The organism is Psychromonas sp. (assembly GCF_041586535.1).
GTDB lineage: Bacteria > Pseudomonadota > Gammaproteobacteria > Enterobacterales > Psychromonadaceae > Psychromonas.
In genome coordinates, this window is the sequence record NZ_JBFGZY010000044.1 from 1 (window position 1) to 24,387 (window position 24,387).

The 24,387-nt window shown below is 40.3% G+C and carries 20 protein-coding genes and 1 tRNA gene; 6 read left to right on the plus strand and 15 right to left on the minus strand.

From position 1 onward, the window contains the following. Window positions 1–475: 475 nt before the first annotated feature. The 10 genes from ABZA00_RS06745 to ABZA00_RS06790 all read right to left on the minus strand — a co-directional run bounded on the left by ABZA00_RS06745 (window position 476) and on the right by ABZA00_RS06790 (window position 11,286). Window positions 476–2,617 (minus strand): MFS transporter, encoded by a 2,142-nt coding sequence (locus ABZA00_RS06745; RefSeq protein WP_372881406.1) that lies wholly within the window; start codon window positions 2,615–2,617, stop codon window positions 476–478. Between the two features lie 1,059 nt (window positions 2,618–3,676). Beyond that, on the minus strand, window positions 3,677–4,003 hold the full coding sequence (locus tag ABZA00_RS06750; protein WP_372881387.1) for a hypothetical protein: 327 nt from the start codon (window positions 4,001–4,003) through the stop codon (window positions 3,677–3,679). A 914-nt stretch (window positions 4,004–4,917) separates the two neighbouring features. After that, a complete protein-coding gene (locus tag ABZA00_RS06755; protein ID WP_372881388.1) occupies window positions 4,918–5,388 on the minus strand; it encodes a hypothetical protein in 471 nt (156 codons plus the stop codon). 753 nt (window positions 5,389–6,141) lie between these two features. Continuing rightward, window positions 6,142–6,633, minus strand: a complete 492-nt coding sequence (locus ABZA00_RS06760) for a hypothetical protein (protein WP_372881389.1) — start codon at window positions 6,631–6,633, stop codon at window positions 6,142–6,144. A gap of 111 nt (window positions 6,634–6,744) precedes the next feature. Further along, a complete protein-coding gene (locus ABZA00_RS06765; protein ID WP_372881390.1) occupies window positions 6,745–7,206 on the minus strand; it encodes a DUF2846 domain-containing protein in 462 nt (153 codons plus the stop codon). Between the two features lie 505 nt (window positions 7,207–7,711). After that, window positions 7,712–8,299, minus strand: coding sequence for a hypothetical protein (locus tag ABZA00_RS06770; RefSeq protein WP_372881391.1), 588 nt, complete (start codon window positions 8,297–8,299; stop codon window positions 7,712–7,714). Between the two features lie 642 nt (window positions 8,300–8,941). After that, window positions 8,942–9,286 (minus strand): hypothetical protein, encoded by a 345-nt coding sequence (locus ABZA00_RS06775; RefSeq protein ID WP_372881392.1) that lies wholly within the window; start codon window positions 9,284–9,286, stop codon window positions 8,942–8,944. A 148-nt stretch (window positions 9,287–9,434) separates the two neighbouring features. Next, window positions 9,435–9,707: a hypothetical protein gene (locus tag ABZA00_RS06780; protein WP_372881393.1), complete on the minus strand. Its 273-nt coding sequence runs from the start codon at window positions 9,705–9,707 to the stop codon at window positions 9,435–9,437. Window positions 9,708–9,915: 208 nt separating this feature from the next. After that, complete coding sequence (locus tag ABZA00_RS06785) at window positions 9,916–10,383, minus strand: PH domain-containing protein (RefSeq protein WP_372881394.1); 468 nt, start codon at window positions 10,381–10,383, stop codon at window positions 9,916–9,918. A gap of 818 nt (window positions 10,384–11,201) precedes the next feature. Further along, window positions 11,202–11,286: transfer RNA gene (locus ABZA00_RS06790), tRNA-Leu, on the minus strand. A gap of 237 nt (window positions 11,287–11,523) precedes the next feature. On the opposite strand from ABZA00_RS06790, the gene ABZA00_RS06795 reads away from it, so the two are divergent. Then, entirely contained in the window at window positions 11,524–12,078 is a 555-nt protein-coding gene (locus tag ABZA00_RS06795) for an RDD family protein (RefSeq protein ID WP_372881395.1), read from the plus strand. A 297-nt stretch (window positions 12,079–12,375) separates the two neighbouring features. On the opposite strand, the gene lptG is transcribed toward ABZA00_RS06795, so the two are convergent. Both lptG and lptF read right to left on the minus strand, forming a co-directional pair. Next, window positions 12,376–13,440, minus strand: a complete 1,065-nt coding sequence (gene lptG, locus ABZA00_RS06800) for an LPS export ABC transporter permease LptG (protein ID WP_372881396.1) — start codon at window positions 13,438–13,440, stop codon at window positions 12,376–12,378. A gap of 27 nt (window positions 13,441–13,467) precedes the next feature. Beyond that, the gene (gene lptF / locus ABZA00_RS06805; protein ID WP_372881397.1) at window positions 13,468–14,547 is read right to left on the minus strand and encodes an LPS export ABC transporter permease LptF; all 1,080 of its coding nucleotides are present in this window, start codon (window positions 14,545–14,547) and stop codon (window positions 13,468–13,470) included. Between the two features lie 284 nt (window positions 14,548–14,831). Between lptF and pepA the strand changes: the two genes are divergently transcribed. The 3 genes from pepA to ABZA00_RS06820 are packed head-to-tail and all read left to right on the plus strand — an operon-like array spanning window position 14,832 to window position 19,702. Further along, window positions 14,832–16,343: a leucyl aminopeptidase gene (pepA, locus tag ABZA00_RS06810; RefSeq protein ID WP_372881398.1), complete on the plus strand. Its 1,512-nt coding sequence runs from the start codon at window positions 14,832–14,834 to the stop codon at window positions 16,341–16,343. A gap of 14 nt (window positions 16,344–16,357) precedes the next feature. Further along, the gene (locus ABZA00_RS06815) at window positions 16,358–16,840 is read left to right on the plus strand and encodes a DNA polymerase III subunit chi (protein WP_372881399.1); all 483 of its coding nucleotides are present in this window, start codon (window positions 16,358–16,360) and stop codon (window positions 16,838–16,840) included. Between the two features lie 3 nt (window positions 16,841–16,843). Continuing rightward, complete coding sequence (locus ABZA00_RS06820; RefSeq protein ID WP_372881400.1) at window positions 16,844–19,702, plus strand: valine--tRNA ligase; 2,859 nt, start codon at window positions 16,844–16,846, stop codon at window positions 19,700–19,702. A gap of 299 nt (window positions 19,703–20,001) precedes the next feature. On the opposite strand, the gene ABZA00_RS06825 is transcribed toward ABZA00_RS06820, so the two are convergent. The 3 genes from ABZA00_RS06825 to can all read right to left on the minus strand — a co-directional run bounded on the left by ABZA00_RS06825 (window position 20,002) and on the right by can (window position 22,949). After that, on the minus strand, window positions 20,002–21,516 hold the full coding sequence (locus ABZA00_RS06825; protein WP_372881401.1) for a YifB family Mg chelatase-like AAA ATPase: 1,515 nt from the start codon (window positions 21,514–21,516) through the stop codon (window positions 20,002–20,004). Between the two features lie 418 nt (window positions 21,517–21,934). Next, a complete protein-coding gene (locus tag ABZA00_RS06830; protein WP_372881402.1) occupies window positions 21,935–22,237 on the minus strand; it encodes a cytochrome c in 303 nt (100 codons plus the stop codon). An 82-nt stretch (window positions 22,238–22,319) separates the two neighbouring features. Then, complete coding sequence (gene can, locus ABZA00_RS06835) at window positions 22,320–22,949, minus strand: carbonate dehydratase (RefSeq protein ID WP_372881403.1); 630 nt, start codon at window positions 22,947–22,949, stop codon at window positions 22,320–22,322. 53 nt (window positions 22,950–23,002) lie between these two features. On the opposite strand from can, the gene ABZA00_RS06840 reads away from it, so the two are divergent. Together ABZA00_RS06840 and crp are read left to right on the plus strand one after the other, a co-directional pair. Further along, window positions 23,003–23,242, plus strand: a complete 240-nt coding sequence (locus tag ABZA00_RS06840) for a YheU family protein (protein WP_372881404.1) — start codon at window positions 23,003–23,005, stop codon at window positions 23,240–23,242. Window positions 23,243–23,529: 287 nt separating this feature from the next. After that, window positions 23,530–24,168 (plus strand): cAMP-activated global transcriptional regulator CRP, encoded by a 639-nt coding sequence (gene crp, locus ABZA00_RS06845; RefSeq protein WP_372881405.1) that lies wholly within the window; start codon window positions 23,530–23,532, stop codon window positions 24,166–24,168. Window positions 24,169–24,387: the final 219 nt, after the last annotated feature.

Here is a 24,387-nt window from a genome sequence, read left to right on the forward strand (position 1 = left end):
GGGATGTTCTGAATTAAACTCACAACGCAGTCAGGATTGATTTTAAGCAGCTAGACTAATCCACCTTTTTAGTCCCTTTGATCTAACTAATACCAAATCCGATAATTATCTACTCATTTATACTTGCTAAAATGAATGCTAGCTAGACATAAAACTACGTTTTAGTCTTTGTTATTGATTTTGCAATTAGAACAACTAGTTACTGCAATCAATGCCTTGCTTTCATCCGTTTTTTCTACGCCTAAATAGATCATCTAATTATCGGAATTGGTATAACCTAAACTCTGGATAAGGACAACTGTGAATGATTGCAATGTGAATAAATGCAAAATAAATCAGTTGGATTATTTTTGTTTTTTGTACAGCTTGGGATTGTCTTTCGCATGGGACTGCAGGTAATGAAAAAATAAATTTACTGAACGGGGGATAGAGAAAACTCCCTGCCTATGCAGGGAGTTCAAGTATAACGATCTGACTAATGTTTATTATCAAACTCATCAGCCTGTGTCTGCACTGCCTCTAATAATTGCTCTTGTAGCTGATTATCTTCGGGTTTATCATCAATAGATTGACTTAAATCTTTACTTTCAACGCTATCAGCATGTTGTAATAACTCCACCATTTCTGATGCGACATCCGGAACAGAATCAACTATCGTAGTAGCAATATCGACAGCATATTCAGGCATATTTTCCACTACTTGAGTGAAGTAATCACTTACTGCATTTTCAATATTTTCTGTGTTATCTGCAGTCTGATCTTCCTGTTCATTTTCAATCAGATTTTGTACATAGGCTTCAGCAACCAGGCTGGATGATTCCGGTAATGCTTCCGATACGGTTAACGCCAGTTCAGCGGATTGATCGGGTGAGACGTCTGTTAAACGGCTGTATAACTCCGTTGCAGTTTGTTCAGAAGCGCTTGCGGTTCTATCCACCGGCCGCATTTCATCTAATGAGTTTGACAGATTGGTCATATACTGTCCGGTCATTTCCAGCAGCTCCTCAGAATGCTCTGCAGACATATTTTCAGCAGCTAATTCCATCACACGGATACCATTATCAGGCATAGAGTTAGCGATAGCGACAACAATATTGGTAAAGTGCTCAGGATACTCAGTTGTTATCCAGTCAACTAACTCTTCCGCTTTGTCGGGAGAGGCGTGGGTTAGCGTTTCTGCAATATGAATTGCCATCTCAGGTGCGGCTGTTGTAATTGCCGCATACAATCTGCCAATATCTATCTGTTCCAGAGTACTCAGGGCGGCCGCCAGATTGGAAGCATTATAAGGATCTCTCAGCGCTAATGCTTTTGCCATACTAACAGCAGCAGCCGGATTTTGCGTGGCCAGACTGGTCACAACGTCTACTTCTGCACTCTGTTCGAATAAAGGGTGGTGATATTGGGTTCGCGGATCTAGTTCAGAAACAGCGCCCGAGGGGGTCTGCATAATAAAATGCTCCTGCTCGTTAAGTGGTAGAGCAGAGCGCTGCTGCATACGTATAATAATAAAGATCATTAAGGTGATCGCGCTGATGCAGATAAAAGCAAATAAGGTGCTGCTGCCGAAGGCGTCCATTACAAGGGAAGCTGTATATGGCCCTACAATGCTGCCTAATGCATAGATTAATAATAACGAAGACATGGCAGCTAAAATATGTTCTTTTAATACTTTATCAAAAGTCTCGGACATACTCATAGGGTAAAGACAGGCAACCAGTCCGGTGATGGTTGCAATTGCGAATAGGCTGAAATTAAACAACTCCATTGAGATCAGCAAAGGGACTAATAAAGACAATAAAATAACCGCTGCGACCATCGCCAGCATGACTTTACGACGATCAAAATGATCCGAAAGATAAGCAATAGGAAACTGTAATACGATTGCCCCCATAATAGCTGAGCCCATGAAAATAGACAGATCCAACCCTTCGATACCATTATCACTGGCGAAAATTGGCAGCATATTTAATAATCCGGCATATAAAATCCCGCAGTAGAAACAGCCGACAACACCTAAGGGTGACAACTTCACAATAGTCATTAAAGACATCGCCTGACTATCTTCAATTTGCGGACCTTTTTGTTTACTGACAACGATCGGGGTGATCGATAAACTCAGTAAGATACCGGCAACAACAAACAGAGTCACTTCATCAACGGGGGCAACATTTAATAAAAACTGCCCGGAAAACAAAGCGGTCATTAACACCATCTGGTTAATTGATAGAATTCTGCCCCTATTTTTTTCAGTTGCACTGTTACTTAACCAACTATCAATAGTGGCATTGGCACAAGCAATACAAAACCCGGTAACGAACCTCATTGCCCCCAACATCAACGGATCCGGATAAAGACCTGATAATAAAATGGCAACAGAGGTTAAACTGCCGCACATAGCAAATATTCTGATATGACCAACCCGCTTTAATAGCTTGCGGCTATAGATTGCACCGAACAAAAATCCTACGGATAACATAGATAAAACAATACCAATGCTATCAAGGCCAACACCATCCTGCTGCATTCTTACCGGCAGTAAGATATTGCTTAAACCATAACCGAGCATTAACAGAAAACAGCTTATTAAAAGTAATACAAGGGGTCTGATGGTCATTATCACTGTGTTATTCTCTTCTCAGGTTGGGACTAGTAGTACTTTTTAAGTGTTTGAATGTTGCGTCTGCAAATATATAACCTACATCCTGAAGGGAATAAACAGGATTGATTTCGATAAAACCTGATAGACAATATACAATAGAATAATACTATCAATTCCGTTTAAAATTAGCAATTTAACAACAAAGGTTAAATTTACCAGGAGCAGGTAAATCACTTTATTATCATATAGTTACATTTTAGTGAGCGGTTTTATTTAATGTAAAAAGAGAAACGTTTCTATTAGTGGGTCGGAAACAGGAAATACACCGGGAAAGTAAATGCCAAGGTTAAAGTTAACGTTGCAGCTGCTGCAACGTTTGGGATTCACTGACGGTTATCTTATAGGATATTGATACGCACAGAATTGCACAATTCAATGCTCACACAGGTACTTTAATTTTTTCCTTTGGGTAATATGTTGTTCTATCCAACTTCTTTGAGTCCGCCATATTGGCAACTCTTTTTGACAAAATTGACATTTACGCATCTGATTCTCCTTATCATTTAATTTATGCCTTTAAATACAGCAAAACAGAGATCATCAAACCACCAAGTTTAATATAGATTAAACCAGTCCTTGCAGGAAGATCAATTCTGGAGCGACAATGTTAAATTTAAGCGGGATTTGTTGTTAATTTATTAAATTACTTGTGGAAAATAACCTCTATATATTTTTCTGTTTTTGTCAGTAATCATTTCTTTGTTTAACTTACCTCTTATTAGACGGACTAATTCGTGTTTTCACAAGAAAGGCACTGTCAAATTAACAATACCATATAGTTATGTTTACTTTATTAATGGCTTACATTTAAACAGTGGAAAATCATTCTGGGCAGACTGAATAATTTCGTCTTTCTAATGGAAGTGCTGAACTTACAGGGGACAGCTGAGGCTGCGACAATAAGGTTTTGTAACTACGAAAAACAATTTAAACGAAGAGGCTTACCACCATCAAAATTTTCAATAACTGGCTAATTTTAGTTATGGACAGCCTCAGTACGTATTATTAAATAAATTATGCAGCTTCAAGAGTTGGAAGGTTTATGCCTGCTTTTGCAGAGATATTCTCTACAGTTCCCGCACCTGAACTTACTGATTTAACCTTGTAACCATTGGAGATAAGGTCTTTTATATGTAATTTGTTATATACGAACATAAAAATAAGCCCGCTAAACCCCCATGTTAAAGATGCTAAAAGAAACATGATTATCGCCCATTTCCAATCACTTCTGAAAAGAGCCGGAAAAAAGTTAAAAAAGAGAACCGTCCATGAAAAACCAACTGGTGCTTCTTTAACTTGGCCCGTTTTGGGGTTTTCTAATACTATCGTTGCATATGCCATTTAAAATTCCTTTTTATTTTATAGAGTTGTAATAAAAAACTGTGCACAAGATCACACTGCGCTTTCGCCTTTATTATTAATTGACATAAAATTTATTACAAGACTTTTTTGTGACTATTATTTTTATTCGATAGACTATCCATACTTCGGATCGGCATAGGAGCATTGATAAATAGAGTCAATTCAAAGCAAATAGTTAAAAGACGAATATAATATCTATATCTTTTTTCAACTAAGTCACATATAAATTGTCAGGTGTTTTGAGCAGTCAGCCGTAGCTGATAGCCTGACTATTATGCACAAGTCTGTAACCATTGGTGGCGTTCTTTATTCTTTTCGGGGCCCAGGATTTATCCTGCAAATAAAGGTCAAATTTAATAAACTTGCTATTCCACCCTTCACGGGGTGTAGACGACTAGAAACCGAAATATCGTTTCACAGTTCGAAATCGTCATGCTCTTTGCTCAGACAAAGAAAACAGGCCGCGCGGTGCTTAGCCCGCTCGTGACACTATGCTGTCGCATAACTTGCGTATAAGAGTCCAGTTGAGAGTCCACAGCTAGAAAATACCTGAAAACTTATTTATAAGTACTTAGCTATTAACACATTAGTTGTCCACCTTCCTTTTTTTACCTTGAGCTGCTGAAAAATTGGATAATCATCATTGAAATCCTCTTCAACTTCTACAATATTTCTGCCGTTAGATGTTTCAAAGATTCTCCAGTCAGTTGATGAAAAGTTGCTCTATTTATCAAAGGCAGTTCCGACTGTAATAAGGTTTCAACATGTAAAGCTCCATCACTAACGCTGGAAAGGTTCTTTCCGCACCCACTAAAAATTAAAGAAAGAAATAAGATTGAAAAAATATTTTTCAATCTTATTGATCCTACTTCTTGCATGATTCTGAGTGTTTATTAACTTTCGACTGCAGCTGTTTGACTTCCTGTTAGAATATCTTGTTTGCGTTTGGCTTCGGGAAGCTCATTAATACAATAATTGATATAGTAAATTGTTAGGAAAAATGTATAAAAGCCATTCATTCGTAAATCAATTTTGTGCTCGTTTAACGCGTAGCTTTGGAGTGCTGTTTTAGCTTTAAATGCCCATACTACATACAGTGCCCAAGAACCAAGAGTTAGCAGTCCCGCAATAATATCTAGGGCCTCCTCGCCAGTCCCGGCCAACACACTTCCTAATCCAACGCAAACAGCCAGCCATATAATAAAAGTACTGTCTGAAATTTTTGATTTAGTTATAGATTCTAAAACTGAATGATTTTTATACATCCAAAGGATTGGATAAATACCTCCAGTAGCTATTGTTAGTAAGACAAGATTAATTGTCTTGGTGTCGATGGTATCTTTTAGTTCCGTGATAGTTGACATTAATGTATCCTTACTTTTTTATGGTTGACAAATTTTTTGAAAGAGAACGCCTTATTAGACGGAATAAGCCCGCATTTCCACAAGAAACACAATCATCAATTATTTATGATGAAAATCAACATTACATCTAAAAACAATCTTTATCAATGAATTGTTTTTAATAATAGAAGCCACCGATTGTAGGACGGTGAAATTATTCTGTATTTACAGTGAAAGCACGGAATGTCTAAGGATCTGTGTAAAGAAATATTATTTTTACAATCGAAGCCATAAAATTAAAAAAGCAGAATAACTAACCCATTTGTGTGATGTTTATATCTATCCCCTACAAGCTAATGGCACACTAGACTTAAGGGCTTATGAGATAAGGGATTTGACGTTTAATGAATTACGAAGAAAACCAAACGAGCAAAACATTCACGGCGAATTTTCAGCTTAGAAGGCACCAGATTAACCACCTACTGGATTATCGTGCTGAAATTCACCACTCGTTAGTTAAGAGGATGCCGGGAGATTAACGCTCGTTATTCGGCTTTATAGTGAAGCAATAAAAATAGCGGCATAAACAAAGCAAAGGTTGTATTCTGCTCAATATAATAAAAACGTTCTTTTTGGGGGAATTCTACAACCGCTATACCTTACTCTCCGCCGAATAAGTTGATGCAGTTTTTGCTTGTTTTAGCAAGAACTGCATCACCAGCATCGAGTTCAAGTGCAGCAGTTCATTAAAATTTGAGAAAAAAAGTAAACAGTTTAATTTAATTCAATAAGAGATGAACGTTCACTCTCTGGGATTGAGTCAATTAGTGCAATCGTTAATGAGCCATCTTTATTTTCTGACGCTATCTTCAAATCTAACGATGTATCTGATCTTTCTGGTAGTTTGAACATCGCTCCTGTAGCAGGATCTACAATTAACAATCCAATTAATCCACCAAAAAGAATATTTCCGAAGTACCAACCATCAACAGAGCTATTAATTTCTACAGTCTTTTCTTCATAACCTTCTTTATTAAGAACTAATGTGTACGTTTCACCTTTGAAAAAACCAGACGACGCATTTAAAGAAATAGAAGTTGGTGTTCGACCAGAATGGATCGTCAAACCTTTTCTATTTTTCAAAGTGAAATTTGCTTCAGAAGGACTACTCGCAATTGCAACAGAATATTTACTATCACTAACAATACTGGAGCATCCGGATAGTAGCACCAATGATAATGCCACTGCAGATAATTTATAATTCATTTTTATATTCCCTTACTTGATTGATGATTAACTTAAAAATTTAACATGTTGCCCACCGGAGGGGGGTAAGTTGTAGTACTTTCTTATTGTTAGACAAGCCAATTTATACTTCTAAGCACTGCATTTACCTTTTTTAGCTAAATTAAGCTTTAACACTTCTTTTTCCCCAACTTTTCGGTCTACTTGCTTTATACCAGCCCCACCGACAAACACTCCCATTTTGATATATTGCTCAACAAAATAAAGCTCACCACTCTCTGTATGGATAGTTAAATCATTATTAGAAAACTCAGATTCAGTTGAAACTACATGATCTCTATTCCCAGGTACTTCGCGATAGAAAAATACCCCTTTTGCAGTTTCACCTATGCATTCACCATCAATTAAGATATCTTTTTTTAATGCAGCTCCAACAAAGGTATCTTTTCGATACACATAAATACCTGAATTATCTACAGACGGTGTATTAAAACTTTGTACTGATTTCGTTAGTTCTCTTGATTCCATTGGAACGGAAGAACAGCCAGATAAAAATGTTGCAGTCAAAACTGTTGCTACTAATACTTTTTTCATTAACTTCCCTTTTAAATTTTGCGAGAGTTAAAATACCCTCTGTGATTAACTTAATTGTCAAATATGTTATTGAGCAGAATTATTCCACACTTCCACAAATCATATTTACATCAACTTTTTATGATAAAGCAAAATCTACATGTTTTAATAATATTTATCAAATGGTTATATTGCACAATAGAACTATCGATTGCAGAAAGAAGATTTATTCCGTATTTACGGTGGGAACACAGCATAAAGACGACGCAGTATGGTACTGCAAAATCAGAAATTTAGATTCACGGCGAATTTTCAGCTTAGAAGGCACCAGATTAACCACCTACTGGCTTCTCGTGCTGAAATTCACCACTCGTTAGTTAAGAGGATGCCGGGAGATTAACGCTCGCTATTCGGCTTTATAGTGAAGCAATAAAAATAGCGGCATGACAAGGCAAACTCACAGCAGGAAGTTACATTTGGATTTAAAATTGGCTGATTGAGTCGGTAATCAACAGTAGGAAACAAACTAATGAACCATTTCATAGATTACTCCTCCTATTAAACCTTCTAAATGCCCATTGTATTTATTCACAACACCCATGATTTTATCTTCACTTGGCAGAGTTATCCCACAAACCTGTATTTCTTCTTCAGTCATCACATCACCGTCAAGAATTTTCATAAGTCTGTTTGTATCCTTAATGGTTTCACAACCTGTATAAACGTCAGCCGAAGTCGTGGCAATGATGGCTGCTATTCCGGCATATGGTATTGCTTCAACTAAAACAGAAGAAACGTTAAGTGATACGTTTGCGGCTGTCCTTCGAGCAATTCGTTTAAATATTTTGTGAGATCTTGCTAACTTTACTCTACGTAGCCTGTCCGTTTTTTGAAACTTTGCATTCTGTTTTCGCAGACGTTCGTTTTCAGCAGATAAAGATTGAAATTTTTTTGATTTACTATGCTGTAGAAGTTCAGTATTTGGGATATGCGAAAGTACCCCATAGAGAAAGTCATGAAATTTAGCATTAGTAAGGGACAAAATATTTGTTGAGATCAGAGCGACAATCATAGATATCATAACAACGCTGCTAGTGCCTCTTAGCAGTCTCATAATATACACCCTCCATTTGACTTTTTCCTGAAGACGACAAACAAGAAAACCCGTTAAATTGCTAGCATCTATTAAACGGAAAAATGTTTTGTTTCTGATGAAAACACTACGCTTACCTGTTCATTAAAGCACGGTATTAAGTTACTTTTATTTTTAATTTTAATTTTAATTTTTTCAAGGAGTTGAATGCAAAAATACAATATAGGCCATAGTGAAAGATGACAAATTACATTACAGTTATCTGAACACGACAATTTATAAAAATATAGATCAAATTGGTGATATTACGAAGTTTAATTAACGGGGAACTTACAGCGCAGAAGGCACCAGATTAACCACCTACTGGCTTCTCGGGCTGAAATTAACCACTCGTTGGTTCAGAGGATGCCGAAAGATTAACGCTCGTTATTCTGCTTTATAGTGAGGCAATAAAAATAGCGGCATGAACAAGGCAAATTCCAGCTGAAAAATATATTTGGAGTTAAAACTGGCTGGTTGAGTCGGTGATTATGAATATATTTTTAACTAGCGTTAGATGACAAATTTAAGCTCACTAGACCAAAAATTATTTGCTATAAAGTTGAACGCTCTGAAAGATTCCAATCTGTTATTAGAACTTTAAAATGGCTTGATAGGTGTAAGTCATTGCAAGTTTTTAAATAAGTTTTCACAAGATCCTAAAGGATACGCAATCCAAGACCGATCATCTGCATTAATAATTACTTTTTTAACTTTATCGCTGACAAAAGTAATAGTTACATTACAGTTTCCACCAGTTAAGCCAGAAGAAAAACTTTTATAAGTCCACGACTCAGTATTATCAGACACTTGTGTTCGCTCATTAGGAGCACCAAACTTTGCCACTATAAATTCTTTACTTTGATCTATTAAAGCATCTTCAACTTGTCCATTAGATGTATAACCAGATGGATTAGAAGAACACCCTAATAAAAGAACAGATGCTATCAATATTATAAATATTCTCAAGTGATTCACCTTACAACTAACGCAGCAAATACTGACGGCAGTTTTTTTCGTCTTTAAAAATGCGACAACTGAATCGAGTCCAAGCGGAGCAACTTATGAACTGTTACTTGAGCTTATCAAGAATACGATAATTTCAGTCACTTTGATTTTAGTAGCTAGGTTTCCCGACTAACCGACACCCATCATATGCAAATTCACCTAAAAGGCACTTATAGCTTTCAACATCATCTACACCCTTAAATGAATTGAAATAAAAGTCTGGACTCTTGGCAATTATTTGCAATTCAGTATACAAACCATGGCTTCTTTTAAAACTTGCCAAATCATTACGAGCATCTTCCTTGGTCATATTGGCATAACCAGTATTTAGACTTGTGTATATCATCTTTTCATTTTTGGAAGAAAAAACGTAGACGGTCATAGAACCTCCTTGTTTACAATTCGTTTAAATATACATTGCTTGTTGCCAGTCAAGTTTAAAACGATAACAAATCACTATTTTCATCTTAGCTTTGATATTGCGCACGACGCCCTTGTTCACTCATCGGCGAGTAAGTTGCCGCTGTTTTGCTGTTTTCTCTTTTTAGTAAAACAGCAACAACCGTATCTAGTCCGAGTGAAGTAATTCGCTAGGCAATATTACGCTGAGTTTCATCAATAATAGACATCGCATTTTTTCTGAATTCTAAAGGTGCATCTATGCTTGAAATAGGAGTTTTGCCTCCTCCAGTTCCATTTAAAACCAAAGTACCGAAGCCAAACAATCGCCCAAATATGCTTTGGTCAATATTAAAACTTTCAACTTTACCATGGTTTAGTTCGACCGTTTTTCGGCTTATTAAACCGGTTTTCGCTATTATTCTTTTTGAGGTAACAGCCAGTTCAGTTGTAGCTCTAGCTATAATAGCTTTAATAAATGAAACGCACGCCACGATAAAAAGAAGTGTTCCTAAAACACTTCCTGAACCAGGGGCGTTACTGGAAATAATCATACCTAAAGCAAAAAAAACAGCACTTGGTATGAAAATAAACCAATGTATTTTGGCCTCATATATTACAGTCTCATTGCTCATCAAATTATTATTTACATAACCCATTTCTCTTCCTTGTTTAAATAACTTAGCTAAATTGCAAAGTTTGAACTTTGGCCCAGCAGTGTATCACTCTGCAATCGCACTAATGCGCAGATGAAAACTGTTTTTTTAAATGTATTTATAACAGATTAACTCATAAAAAATATATATTTATGTTGTTTTTATCAGGTTTTTTAGCTTTTTATTTATATGGAGGTCGTAGATATACAATAAAGTTCTCTATAAATGTGTGTGATATTTGTTACCTATCCCCTACGAGCTAATAACACACAGCATTAAAAGCCTTATACAACAAGGGACACAGCGTTTATCAATTTACGAAAAAGCCTCATTCAAACCTTAAATCAGCGCAAATAACGCCACAAAAAGACCGAAAATGGACCAGACACGTACCAGAAACTGTCCACCAGCAGCGATTGCCAATGTTCAAGGATAATACCAAAGGAAATAAAAAAGTGACCACTCTTGCTGGTTAAAATTATCCCTAACTGCGTTGTGAGTTTTGAAGTGAGAACAACTATCTCCTGCAACTCACGCCTTGTTAGTGTTAATTTTTCCTGCGCAATCCTTGATCACTTCATTAATTCCTTTGGTATAAGTTGGATTAATTTGTCATTTGTTGGTTTGCTTGGGATTGCGTTGTGCACAGAATCTGCACGTGAAGAACAGGATATGCACCGGAAGTAAAAATTTGGGCTAGATAAATTGCGTTTTATAAGGGTGATTTTTGTATTTAGGGGATATTAAAAATAGAGGTAACTAACTGATAGTACTAACAAACTGGAAGAGTTTACTGAAATTGAAAAACTCTATATGTGATATGGTGCCCGAGGCCGGACTTGAACCGGCACTTCTTTCGAAAACGGATTTTGAATCCGTCGCGTCTACCAATTTCACCACTCGGGCATAATCTTGATTTAAAAACAGGTGTGCTTTTAAGACGAAGGGATTATACCTAGAGAAGTTCAGCTGACAAGTGTTTTCTAACTGACTGATTAAAAATAAGTCACCTTTTACTATTAACTGTTAGATTTATTGCGTTGCTCACAGAACCAGGGATTGCAGAACCGCATGACGCTATAAATAAATGTTAACTAATTTTGCTTTTGCTACACTGCTCCCAAATAAATTCAAGGAATTAACATGGCCAAGCATAATACCAACACAGTTCTGAAAAAAAGCCTGACACAACAATATCAGGGCTGCCCCCGGGCTAACTTTTTCCGCCGCTTAGGCGCATATCTATACGATCTATTCGCCATTGCAGCCCTGCTGATGTTAGCGGGTATTTTTGCGGTTTTAGTGGTCATTATTGTCAACAAACTGGGTTTGATCAGTCTTGATGCTTATCAGGATGTCGCTGACTTTCTTGCTTCCAGTCAACTCTTTGCATTATATCTGGCAACTGTAGTGATTGCTTTTTATGGTTATTTCTGGACTAAAGCAGGTCAAACTATCGGTATGAAAGCATGGCGTTTACGGGTACAGAATAGCGATGGCAGTAATATCTCTTTTACCCAATCATTAATTCGTATGGCAACCTCCGCATTTGGTTTAGGCAATGTCATGGCTTTATTCAGCAGCCATAACGCCTTTCAGGATACCTGGGCGGAATGTGAAGTGGTGGTATTAAGCAAAGAGTTAAGCAACTGGAAAGGGTTTAAGGGGATGGCATTTATGGATCAGGATAAAAAATAACACCTCTTTTGATAAGCTTGATAAAAAATGCCACGCTTTATGGACTATCAATACGCGGCATTTTTTTATTTACATGCTTGTGCAGTTGGCTCAGGTAATAACAAATTTGTAGAGAATTTATTGCTTTTAATTGAATCATCTGGGGCGTGGACTTCAGTCCACTTATCAATAAAAACAAGCGGACTAAAGTCCGCGCCCCTAAAGCAGTAAAATATTAGTTTTTAAGAATAGCTAAAAAATAAGTTTTTACACTTAACCTGAGTTATCTACATAAGCATATTTATTTATTATTATTACTTAGCTTTGCCGTTTAAGCAGGTATAACGCCACCGATAAGACCAGAAAACTGGGTAATAATGCCCCTAATATAGGTGGTAAATTAAACACTAAACTGAAAGGGCCGAACAACTCCCCCGACACATGGAAAGCAAAACCGGCAGCAATACCAAAAATCAAGCGCGTCCCCATTGCAACGGTGCGCAGACCACCAAAGATAAAAGAAACCGACAGCAGCATCATCACCACAATGGTAAAAGGTAAGACCGCTTTACGCCAGAAAGTCAGCCAGTAAGCATTGGCGTCCTGATCATTTTCTTCCAGATAGTTAATGTAGTTGTAAATATCACGCATCGACATTTTGTCCGGCTCGCCCAATACTACTTCCAGTTTTTTCGGTGTCAGCTTAGTGTCCCATACATAGGTATTAAGCTGCTTTGTTTCTGTTTTATCTGCCAAAAAAGTTGTTTTGCTGATATTTTCAAAGTGCCATGCCCCCTCTTTAAAAACAGCTTTACGAGCAAGCACTGCGTACTCGAGTTTTAATTTATCATTAAAAAAATACAGCTGCACATTAAACAGTGCAGCCTGATTACTCATCCGCTCAATACTCACAAATGAGCCGCCATCCTTAACCCAAACACCATATTGATTGCTGACCTTATCCTCTCCCTCACGCGCCAGATAGCGCATAGAGTAAGCTTCTTTATCCGTTTGCGGGGCAACAAACTCACTCAGGAACATCACTGCCAGTACCATTGGAATAGCGGTTTTTAAGACCGAAACAGCAATACTTAATTTAGATAACCCGGCAGCCTGCATAACCACCAGTTCACTGCTGCTGGCCAGACTGCCTAAACCAATCAACGCACCAATCAGCGCTGCCATCGGGAAAAAAACAGCTAACTCAACCGGAATTTTTAAAAGAACAAAATAGGCGGCAAGCCAAACATCATATGTTCCTTCTCCTACCGATCTCATTTGCTCAACAAATTTAATAATACTGCTCAGCCCGATCAGTACAAATAAGCTTAAAAATGTTGCTGCAAAAATCGTTTTACCTATATAACGATCTAAAATACCCATAATACTCATTCCGTCTTAAATACCTAACTACTTACGCAAAGCTACTTTGCTAAATTTTCCTAAACTTTGCAGATGCAGCGCTATACCGACAAACAAAAAGAGAGTTTGTACCACCCAGACACTGACCGCAGGAAGGGTTCCCTCTTCAATCAGACTCTTCGCCGTACTGAGCAGCAGGAAAAAGGTTAAATACAATGCCAGTGCAGGTAATAATTTTGCGTAACGCCCCTGGCGCGGGTTCACTTTGGCCATTGGTACTGCCATAAAAGTCATCAATAATATCGATAATGGAATAGCTATCCGCCACTGCAGCTCTGCCTGATATTTTGGATTTTCCACACCGAACAATGCCGTTGTAGGCAGGGCTTCAACCCCACGCACTTTTTTCTGAACTTCGCGATTGGCAATATGCACTTCATAACGGCCGAATTCACTGTTCTCAAACTCATATTCTCCGACAATACCGGCATAACGCTGACCATTACTCAAAGTCAGCCAGGCACCGTCTTTTTTCGCTTCCAGACGCCCTTCTAAGGCAGTCAATACGGAGGGTGCTATATCCTTATCCTCAGGCCAGTGCGCCGCAAAAATATTTTCCAGCCTTTTGTTGCTGGTTAATTTTTCCACATAAACGACGCCGCCATTCTCTGAGGTTTTATGAAAACGTCCCTCTATCAATGTTGCCGCACTGGCATCCGACTGCGCTTCTTCAATCACAGCGATCATTTTATCTTCAGAAAGCGGCGCAAGGTATAAACTGTTGTACGCGGCTACAGAAAAGGTGAAAAAAGATAATAACAGGGTTGCTTTTAATACCTCATTCGGACTGTATCCGCAGGATGTCATCGCCACCATTTCACTTTCGCTGTGTAACCGCCCGTGAGCAAAAAGCACCGCAAGATAGAAACTGATAGGCAACATCAGGGTGCCTAGTTGCGGTAAATTCAGATACAACAAGGTCAACACCAGATCAGCCGGGATAACACCATTAATCGCCTGGGCAAGAATAGAGATGAATTCCTGACTGACAAAAATAAGGACTAACACAAACAGAATACCGATCTGACTTTTAAATGTTTCGAGCATTAAATAACGAAGAAGTATCACCCGGGTCTCCTGTATAAATATGGTTCTGATAAAGATATGCCCAGAGCGCTGCAGAGGTAAAACACTTCGTCAGTGGATCTGGATATATACATAAAGCCCTTGAAAATTTTCATTTCCAAAGGCCTTAGCTATAAACTAGTGGATTAAGCAAGTAAATGCGGTAAAATTACAAATCTTATTGCGTTGAGAAGAGATATCAAGATCCACAGACTTCTATAATAACTGTATTTTCTGAAAAATAGCACAGTTAATCGCATTATACATAGCCCAGATTAAGGATATATATGGAATTTTTCGTAAAAAGCGGCAGCCCGGAGAAACAGCGCAGTGCTTGTATTGTTGTCGGTGTATTTGAACCGCGTCGTTTATCCCCCGCAGGTGAACAACTTGATGAGATCAGCGATGGCTATTTAAGCACGTTATTACGTCGTGGTGATATCGAAGGAAAAGTGGGACAGGTACTATTCTTACACCACGTGCCAAATGTATTAAGTGAACGCGTATTGTTAGTAGGCTGTGGTAAAGAGCGTGAATTAACCGAAGCGCAATATAAACAGATTATTGCCAAGACCATTACCACACTGAACGAAACCGGCTCCTTAGAAGCTATCTGCTTTCTTTCTGAACTGCATATTATCGGTCGCGATACCTATTGGGCAGTGCGCCAGGCGGTTGAAGCTACTCAGGATTGTCTGTATAACTTTGACCAGTTTAAAAGCAATAAAGGTAATACCCGCCGCCCGCTGCGTAAATTAACCTTTAATATCAACAGCCGCAAAGAGTTAACCCGCGCGGAACTGGCATTACAACATGGTTTAGCGGTAGCTTCAGGCGCTAACGCCTGTAAAAACCTGGCCAATATGCCGCCAAATGTCTGCACCCCGTTATATTTAGCCGGACAGGCAACCGCCCTGGCAGAGCGTTTTGAAAAAATCAGCACAGAGATTATTGATAGCGAACAGATGGCTGAACTGAAAATGGACAGTTATTTAGCAGTTGCCAGAGGTTCTGAAAACCCGGCTTATATGTCTTTAATCCGTTATAACGGCGGCACTGAAAATCAAAAACCGATCGTATTAATCGGTAAAGGGTTAACCTTTGATTCCGGTGGTATTTCATTAAAACCTGGCGCAGGCATGGATGAGATGAAATATGATATGGGCGGCGCGGCCAGCGTTTACGGCACAATGAAGGCACTTGCTGAACTTAACCTGCCGATTAATGTGATCGGCATTTTAGCCGGGGCAGAAAATATGCCCGCCGGTAATGCTTACCGCCCGGGTGATATACTTACTACCATGTCCGGGCAAACCGTTGAAGTGTTAAATACCGATGCCGAAGGACGCTTAGTGTTGTGTGATGTGTTAACCTATGTTGAACGTTTCGAGCCGGATTGTGTTGTTGATATCGCGACCTTAACCGGCGCTTGTATTATGGCGTTAGGCCATCATATCAGCGGTCTGATGACACCGCATAAAGGTTTGGCCCATGAGTTATTGGCAGCGTCGAATCAATCCGGCGATAAAGCATGGCAATTACCGATGGATGATGAGTACCAGAAACAACTGGAGAGTCCTTTTGCTGATATGGCCAATATCGGCGGACGACCAGCCGGCACTATTACCGCGGCCTGCTTCCTTTCCCGTTTTACTAAAAGTTATAACTGGGCGCATTTAGACGTTGCCGGCACGGCCTGGCGTTCCGGTGCCAACAAAGGCGCAACAGGCCGACCTGTTTCACTGTTAACACAGTTTTTAATTAACAGAAGTGACACTCAAACAGCGGCAAACAGCTGAATGAAACGAGCATAATGAGCCAGGTAGTTTTTTATATTCTCGCGACAACAGAAGAAGCTGGTAATTTGCCCGTCAGTGCGCATTTTGCAAAGGCTTGTTCTATTGCCGCGTTTTTTTATACACAAAATAAGAAAGTATTTATCTATACAGATACAAAAGAAGATGCATTTGTTGTCGATGAATACTTATGGCAGTTTGATGGTGACAGCTTTGTGCCGCACAATCTGTCGGGCGAAGGACCGAAGTTTGGTACGCCGGTGGAGATCAGTTGGCAGGCGCCGACGCATCCGCGCCCGATTTTAATTAATTTAAGTCAAAATGTGCCTGATTTTGCGATAAATTTTCAGCAGATTATCGATTTTGTTCCCTTTGCGGAGCCCTTAAAAATTGCTGCACGAACCCGTTACAGTACCTATAAAAAAATGGGTCTGACGCTTTCTACTCAGACCGTTGAAGATACTTCAACCGCCGAGTCAACCAACAAAACAGAAGATTAACAGATGGAAAAGACATACAACCCAAGTGCCATAGAGCAGAAAAACTATCAAAACTGGGAAGAAAAAGGTTATTTCAAGCCGCATGGCGATACCAGTAAAGAAAGCTACTGCATCATGATCCCGCCACCAAATGTTACCGGTAGCCTGCACATGGGTCATGCTTTTCAGGATACCATTATGGATACCCTGATCCGTTACCAGCGTATGCAGGGTAAAAATACCTTGTGGCAAATGGGTACTGACCATGCCGGTATCGCGACACAGATGGTGGTTGAGCGTAAACTTGCAGCTGAAACCGGGCAAACCCGTAAAGAGCTGGGACGTGAAACCTTTATCGATAAAATCTGGGAATGGAAAGCGGAATCAGGTGGTAATATTTCTAAGCAGTTGCGCCGCCTGGGCACCTCTGTCGATTGGGACCGCGAGCGGTTTACCATGGATGACGGACTTTCTCATGCAGTAAAAGAGGTGTTTGTTAATTTATACAATGACGACCTTATCTACCGCGGTAAGCGTCTGGTTAACTGGGACCCTAAACTGCATACGGCGATTTCAGATCTGGAAGTTGAAAACAAAGATGTGAAGGGCTCGATGTGGCACTTCCGTTACCCGCTGGCTGACGGCGTAAAAACTGCAGAAGGTAAAGACTATCTGGTAGTTGCAACCACCCGTCCGGAAACAATGCTTGGCGATACTGCTGTTGCGGTTAACCCGGAAGATCCGCGCTATCAAGATCTTATCGGTAAAGAGGTTATTTTACCTTTTGTTAACCGCCGTATTCCAGTTATTGGCGATGAGCATGCCGATATGGAAAAAGGCACAGGTTGTGTGAAAATCACTCCTGCTCACGACTTTAACGACTATGAAGTGGGTAAACGCAATAAACTGCCGATGATCAATGTATTAACCTTTGATGCCTGTATCCGTGAAAGCGCTGAAGTGTTTAACAGCAACGGTGAAGCAAGTGATCATTATGGCGCTGAGCTTCCTGCACAGTTCCAGGGTTTAAGCCGTGAAGAAGCGCGTAAACTGATAGTTAGCGAACTTGATGCGTTGGGTTTAGTAGATGAAATAAAAGCGCATGATTTAACTGTTCCTTACGGCGATCGCGGTGGTGTGGTTATCGAGCCGATGCTGACCGATCAATGGTATGTACGCGTTGCGCCGCTGGCAAAAACAGCTTCCGAAGCGGTTGCCAACGGCGATATCGAGTTTGTGCCGAAACAATATGAAAATATGTATAACTCGTGGATGAACGATATCCAGGACTGGTGTATCTCCCGTCAGCTGTGGTGGGGACACCGTATCCCGGCCTGGTATGATGAGAACGGCAAGGTCTATGTCGGCCGCGATGAAGCCGAAGTACGTGCCAAACATGGTTTAGGCGAAGATGTTGCCCTGCGTCAGGATGATGATGTACTGGATACCTGGTTCTCTTCCGGTTTATGGACCTTCTCAACCTTAGGCTGGCCGGAGAAAACCTTAGATTTAAAAACCTTCCACTCTACCGATGTACTGGTAACCGGTTTTGACATTATCTTCTTCTGGGTTGCGCGGATGATCATGTTAACCATGCACTTTATGAAAGATGAAAACGGCAAGCCACAGGTGCCCTTCAAAACGGTTTACGTGACCGGTCTTATCCGTGATGAACATGGCGACAAGATGTCAAAATCTAAAGGTAATGTGTTAGATCCTTTAGATATGATCGACGGTATCGATTTGGAAAGCCTGGTAAGCAAACGCTGCGGGAATATGATGCAGCCGCAACTGGCCGCTAAGATTGAAAAAAATACCCGGGAAACATTTGCCAATGGTATCGAAGCACACGGTACTGATGCACTGCGCTTTACACTGGCGGCCATGGCATCAACAGGCCGTGATATCAACTGGGATATGAACCGTTTGGAAGGTTACCGTAACTTCTGTAATAAATTATGGAACGCCAGCCGTTATGTTCTGATGAGCGCGGAAGAGCAGGATTGCGGCTTTGCAGAAAACCAGGAGATGACCTTCAGCCTGGCAGACCGCTGGATCCAGGGGCAGCTGCAGACAACCATTAAAGAATTCCGTCATGCACTAGATACCTTCCGCTTCGATATCGCAGCAAATATTCTCTATGAATTCACCTGGGATCAATTCTGCGGATGGTATTTAGAGCTGACTAAGCCGGTTTTATTTAAAGGCAATGAAACAGAGCAGCGTGGTACCCGCCATACGCTGATCAGCGTTTTAGAAACACTGCTGCGTCTTGCCCATCCTATTATGCCGTTTATGACCGAAGAAATTTGGCAGCGTGTTAAAACCGTTACCGGTAAAGGTGGCGACAGCATCATGCTGGAAGCCTTCCCGGAGTACAATGAAGCACTGGTTGATGCACAAGCGGTAGAAGATCTGGAGTGGGTTAAGCAGATTATTGTTGCGATACGTAATATCCGTGGTGAAATGGATATCAGCCCTAAAACCCCGCTTAACTTACTGGCTAAAAATGCATCAGCAGATGATCAGCGCCGTTTTTCTGAAAACGAAGCGTTCCTTGCTGCACTGGCAAAACTGGAAAGTGTGACTCTGGTTCAGGCAGGTGAAGAGACGCCGGTATCGGCAACCGCATTTGTCGGTTCGCTGGAGCTATTAATTCCAATGGCCGGTTTAATTGATATCGAAGCCGAGCTCGCGCGTTTAAACAAACAGCTTGAGAAAGTAAGTAAAGAGCTGGCGAAAATATCAGGAAAACTGGGCAATGAAAAGTTTGTTGCCAATGCACCTGAAGCCGTGATTCTTAAAGAGCGGGCAAAACAGGCCGAGCTGCAGACCAGCTGTGACAAATTAAGCGAACAGATAGATACAATTAAAGCATTGTAATCATAATGCCATAATACTCAAACAGGGTCGTATCTTAATTGCTACGGCCCTTTTTTATAAGGGTCTGTTAATCTTTTACGCGCATTTTTTCAGCAATTTGTTCATGGTTCACACAGGCCGGAGCCTGCGTAGTGTGGTTTCTCTACATAGGCAGCCGATAACGAAGTAGAAACGCTGCCACAGGAGTTCATCTAAAAGCGTCCTGCGCTGTGCTGCTTATCGTTTACATAGCATGACTATGCTTCTCTCCTCGTGCCTTTTAGATTGAACAAGATTTGCACTTGAAAGTTCAACAAACCCTAATCTGAAAGACTTTTTAACAGCCGATCCATGGCCCGATAAGCAAGCGACTCGGTCAGATGCTGACGCTCCACCCTTTCACTACCGGCTAAATCTGCAATGCTTCGGGCAACCTTTAACAAACTGTGCCAGGCCCTAATCGATAACCCCATCTTCGTCATGGCCAGTTCAAGAAACTGCGCATCTTCAAGGCTTAGTTGACAATATAAAGAAACCTCCCTGCTTGATAAAGCATGATTTAATTTTGCCTGTCTGCTTTGCTGTATTTCTCTTGCTTGTACTACCCGGGTTTTGATTTTCTCGCTGCTTTCCCCCGTTGTTGACTGCCCGGTCTGCGCCACCGCTAATGTTCCCTGTGGCAATAACGGCACCATAATGGAAAGTGCGAACCTGTCTAAAAACGGCCCGGATAAACGCCCTAAATAACGCAAAACTTGATCCGGGGTACTGCGTCTTAACTCGCCGCTGATATGTCCACATGGGCTTGGATTCATTGCTGCAATCAACTGAAAATGGGCGGGGAAAGTAACTTGGTTGGCAGCCCGTGAAATAGTCACTTTATGGTTTTCAAGCGGTTGGCGCAGACTGTCTAATACGGCGCGGGGAAATTCCGGCAGTTCATCAAGGAATAAGACTCCCCGATGTGAAAGGGAGATCTCTCCCGGTTTGGGTTTACCGCCTCCTCCCACCAAGGCAACCGATGAAGCACTATGATGCGGACTGCGATAAGGTGGTTGAAACCAGTCATCACGCTGCTTACCGCAAACAGAATAGATCGCGGCAGTCTGCAGAGCATGTTTTTCACTTAACTCCGGCAATAAGGTCATAAAACGCTCGGCGAGCATGCTTTTTCCCGTTCCTGGCGGGCCGACCAAGAGCAGATTATGTCCGCCGGCGGCCGCTATTTCCAAGACTCTTTTAGCTTGCGCCTGCCCTAATACATCACTCATATCCAGTCCGTTTTGGGTCTTATTTTTTAGGGCGGCTTGTGCTTCCGGCAAGCTTTGACGCTTTTGTAAAAATGCGCACACCTCAAGAAGACTATTGGCGACATAAGCTTTTGCCCCCGTTAGGGCACTCTCATATTGATTTACTGAACAGATAATGACACAACGACACTTTTCTTTCGCGGCCAGTGCGCATGGAATTACCCCATCAACCGGGCGCAACTCTCCGGATAAAGCCAGTTCAGCAAAACATTCAAATTGTGTTATTTCCTCTCCCTGAATTTGTTCCGAAGCGATTAAAATCCCGAGCGCAATCGCCAAATCAAAGCGCCCGCCTTCTTTGGGGAGGTTGGCCGGCCCAAGGTTGACCGTGATACGTTTACTGGGAAATTTAAAGTTACTGTTAAGAATGGCACTGCGCACCCGCTCTTTTGCTTCTTTAACCGATGTTTCCGGCAAGCCAACCAATGAAAAGCCGGGTAAACCTGTCCCGAGGTGAACCTCGACTAAAACTTCCGGGGCGTCTACCCCTAATAGTGCGCGGCAATATAAACGTGCGAGTGCCATATCAGGTCCTTGATATTATACTAATCCGCATAAATATCCGGTCAATCTTACCTGTTAAAATCAATGATAGCTGCGTTGTTTTCAATCCCAATAACTGGCTATTGTTCAATCAAACGCCTTGTTCTCACTGATTTTTCCTATGCAATTTTGGTCCATCTAATTAAGGGGAATGGTATTAATGATAAAGTTTTAGTATAGGCTAGGTTTTTTGCTAGATTGACCTTTAAATGACAACGGCGCGCAGAAGACTCACATTTAGAAAAAGAATTGTGCTATTTGCAAATCGTAATAGCCAGGCTCTTTGAGGATTAGGGAATAAGCGCGGTGAATTTGCCATAATTAAAAAGCCAACCCCGAATGGAATTGGCTTTAATAAAAAAAAGCCCCGCTGTTTAATACTCGGGAAGTTTAGGGGCAATTATTTTAATGAAGCATAATAAGCGGCGATATCTTCCATATCGGCATCGCTTAACGCATCTGCCTGCGGCTTCATAATCATAGACATGCCGCCCTGACGCAGCCCTGTTTTGTAGGCTTTTAATGAAGAGACGATATAAGCTTGATGCTGACCTTTTAAATTTGGATAAATCGGCACAGCTGAAATACCTTCTGCCCCGTGACATGCGGCGCAGACTGCTGATTTAGCTTTTCCCGCGGCAATATCGGCAGCGGAAACCATGGTTGGCAAAGCCAGCAATGAGACTAGCAGTAATTTTTTCATATTATCCCCTTTATTAATCCACTTATTCTTAGTGTAACTAATTATTGTTTAACTGACAGAACATAATCACAATAATGTGTGGTCACAGGATATGGTATAAGTCATTTATCTTGTCTAAATTATCGAAATTTACATGCAGATCTTTCAAGCGCCCGTCTTTCACGGAATAGATAAATCCATGCACAGTCAAATCTTGTCCCCTCGCCCATGCCTGCTGAACACAAGTTGTATGGCAAACATTATTAACCTGTTCAATAACATTCAACTCGGTAAGGTGATCTAAACGCTGAGTTTCACTCATCTCTTCGGTGAAACTGTCGATGTGTTTAACATAGATATCTTTAATATTACGTAACCAGCCGTCAATCAATTCAAAAGACTGCTTTTTCATTGCCGCCTTAACACCACCACAATCATAGTGTCCGGTTATGATAATATGTTTAACTTTTAAAACATCTACCGCGTACTTAATGACTGACATGCAATTTAAATCCGTATGCACGACAAGGTTGGCAATATTACGATGAACAAAAATATCGCCGGGCATTAAACCTAATAACTGGTTAGCAGGCACCCGGCTGTCGGAGCAGCCTATCCATAAATATTCAGGGGACTGTTGGTTTGCAAGTCGGGAAAAGAAGGTCGGATCTTCTTCGTTTATTCTTGCCGCCCAATCTTCATTATTTTTTAATAAGTCATCTAATAAACTCATACTTAGCTTTCCATTTATTGTACAGTGAGACTCAAGTAACTTGAGGAATATTTATGTTGATACCATATCAGGATCTGGATACAGATACATTACAAAATTTAGTCGAATATTTTATATTACGTGAAGGTACAGACTATGGTGAGCAGGAGCTCTCCCTGGATGAAAAAACCGATAAAGTGTTAAGGCAGTTGAAGCTTGGCGATATTGTTATTATCTATTCAGAGCTTTCCGAAAGCGTCACGCTTATCCATCGTGATCAACTTTTGCAGCAGCAGAATCTAATAGATGAATAGAAAAACATACGCAGCTTAAGATATTATAATCCCCCATTTTTTTATGAAATTTTTTGCACAGCACGTAGTAAAAAAACATAAAATAATATAGAAATTTTTTGATAAATTTGATAAAGATCTAATTTATCAAAAGGGATAACATTATAAATGTTACGGAGACCTCTTAAAAAGAGATACAATGAAACCTTATTCAATGCCCAAGAAGACGAGATGTCATCACTATTTGGGATGAATAAATTACTACAAGAAATAGCCAATAGCTATTCATTATCTACTAAGGGAAATTTATGATAATAACCAAACCTCAAACCGATCCAACATTGGAGTGGTTTTTATCACACTGTCATACTCATAAATATCCAGCTAAAAGTATGCTTATCCATGCTGGTGAGAAAGCCGATACGCTTTATTTTATAGTTAAAGGCGCGGTTGCAGTTGTGATCAAGGATGAAGAAGGCAAGGAGATGATTTTATCTTATTTAAATCAAGGTGATTTCATTGGAGAATTAGGTTTATTTGATAAACAGGAAAATCCGATTCGCAGCGCTTCAGTTAAAGCGAAAACGTCCTGTGAAGTGGCTGAAATTTCTTACAAGAAATTTAACCAGCTTATCACGGTAAATCCTGAAATTTTAATGCGTTTATCACGTCAGATGGCGAACCGCCTGCAGATTACCAGTCAAAAAGTAGGTAACCTGGCATTTTTAGACGTAACCGGTCGTATCGCAAACACGCTATTGGATCTGGCTAAACAACCCGATGCAATGACTCACCCGGATGGTATGCAAATCAAAATTACCCGCCAGGAGATTGGGCAAATCGTCGGTTGTTCGCGCGAAACCGTTGGTCGAATACTGAAAATGCTTGAAGATCAAGGACTTATTTCCGCTCACGGTAAAACCATTGTGGTCTTTGGCACCCGCTAAACTTACCACTTTTAAAAAAACCGCTTAATAGCGGTTTTTTTTTAGCATAATAAGTGCAATTCCTAAATTTTGATAAACGTTATACCAATTCCGTTAATTAGATGATCTATTTAGGCGTAGGAAAAATGGATGAAAGCAAGGCATTGATTGCAGTAACTAGTTGTTCTAATTACAAAATCAATAACAAAGACTAAAACGTAGTTTTATGTCTAGCTAGCA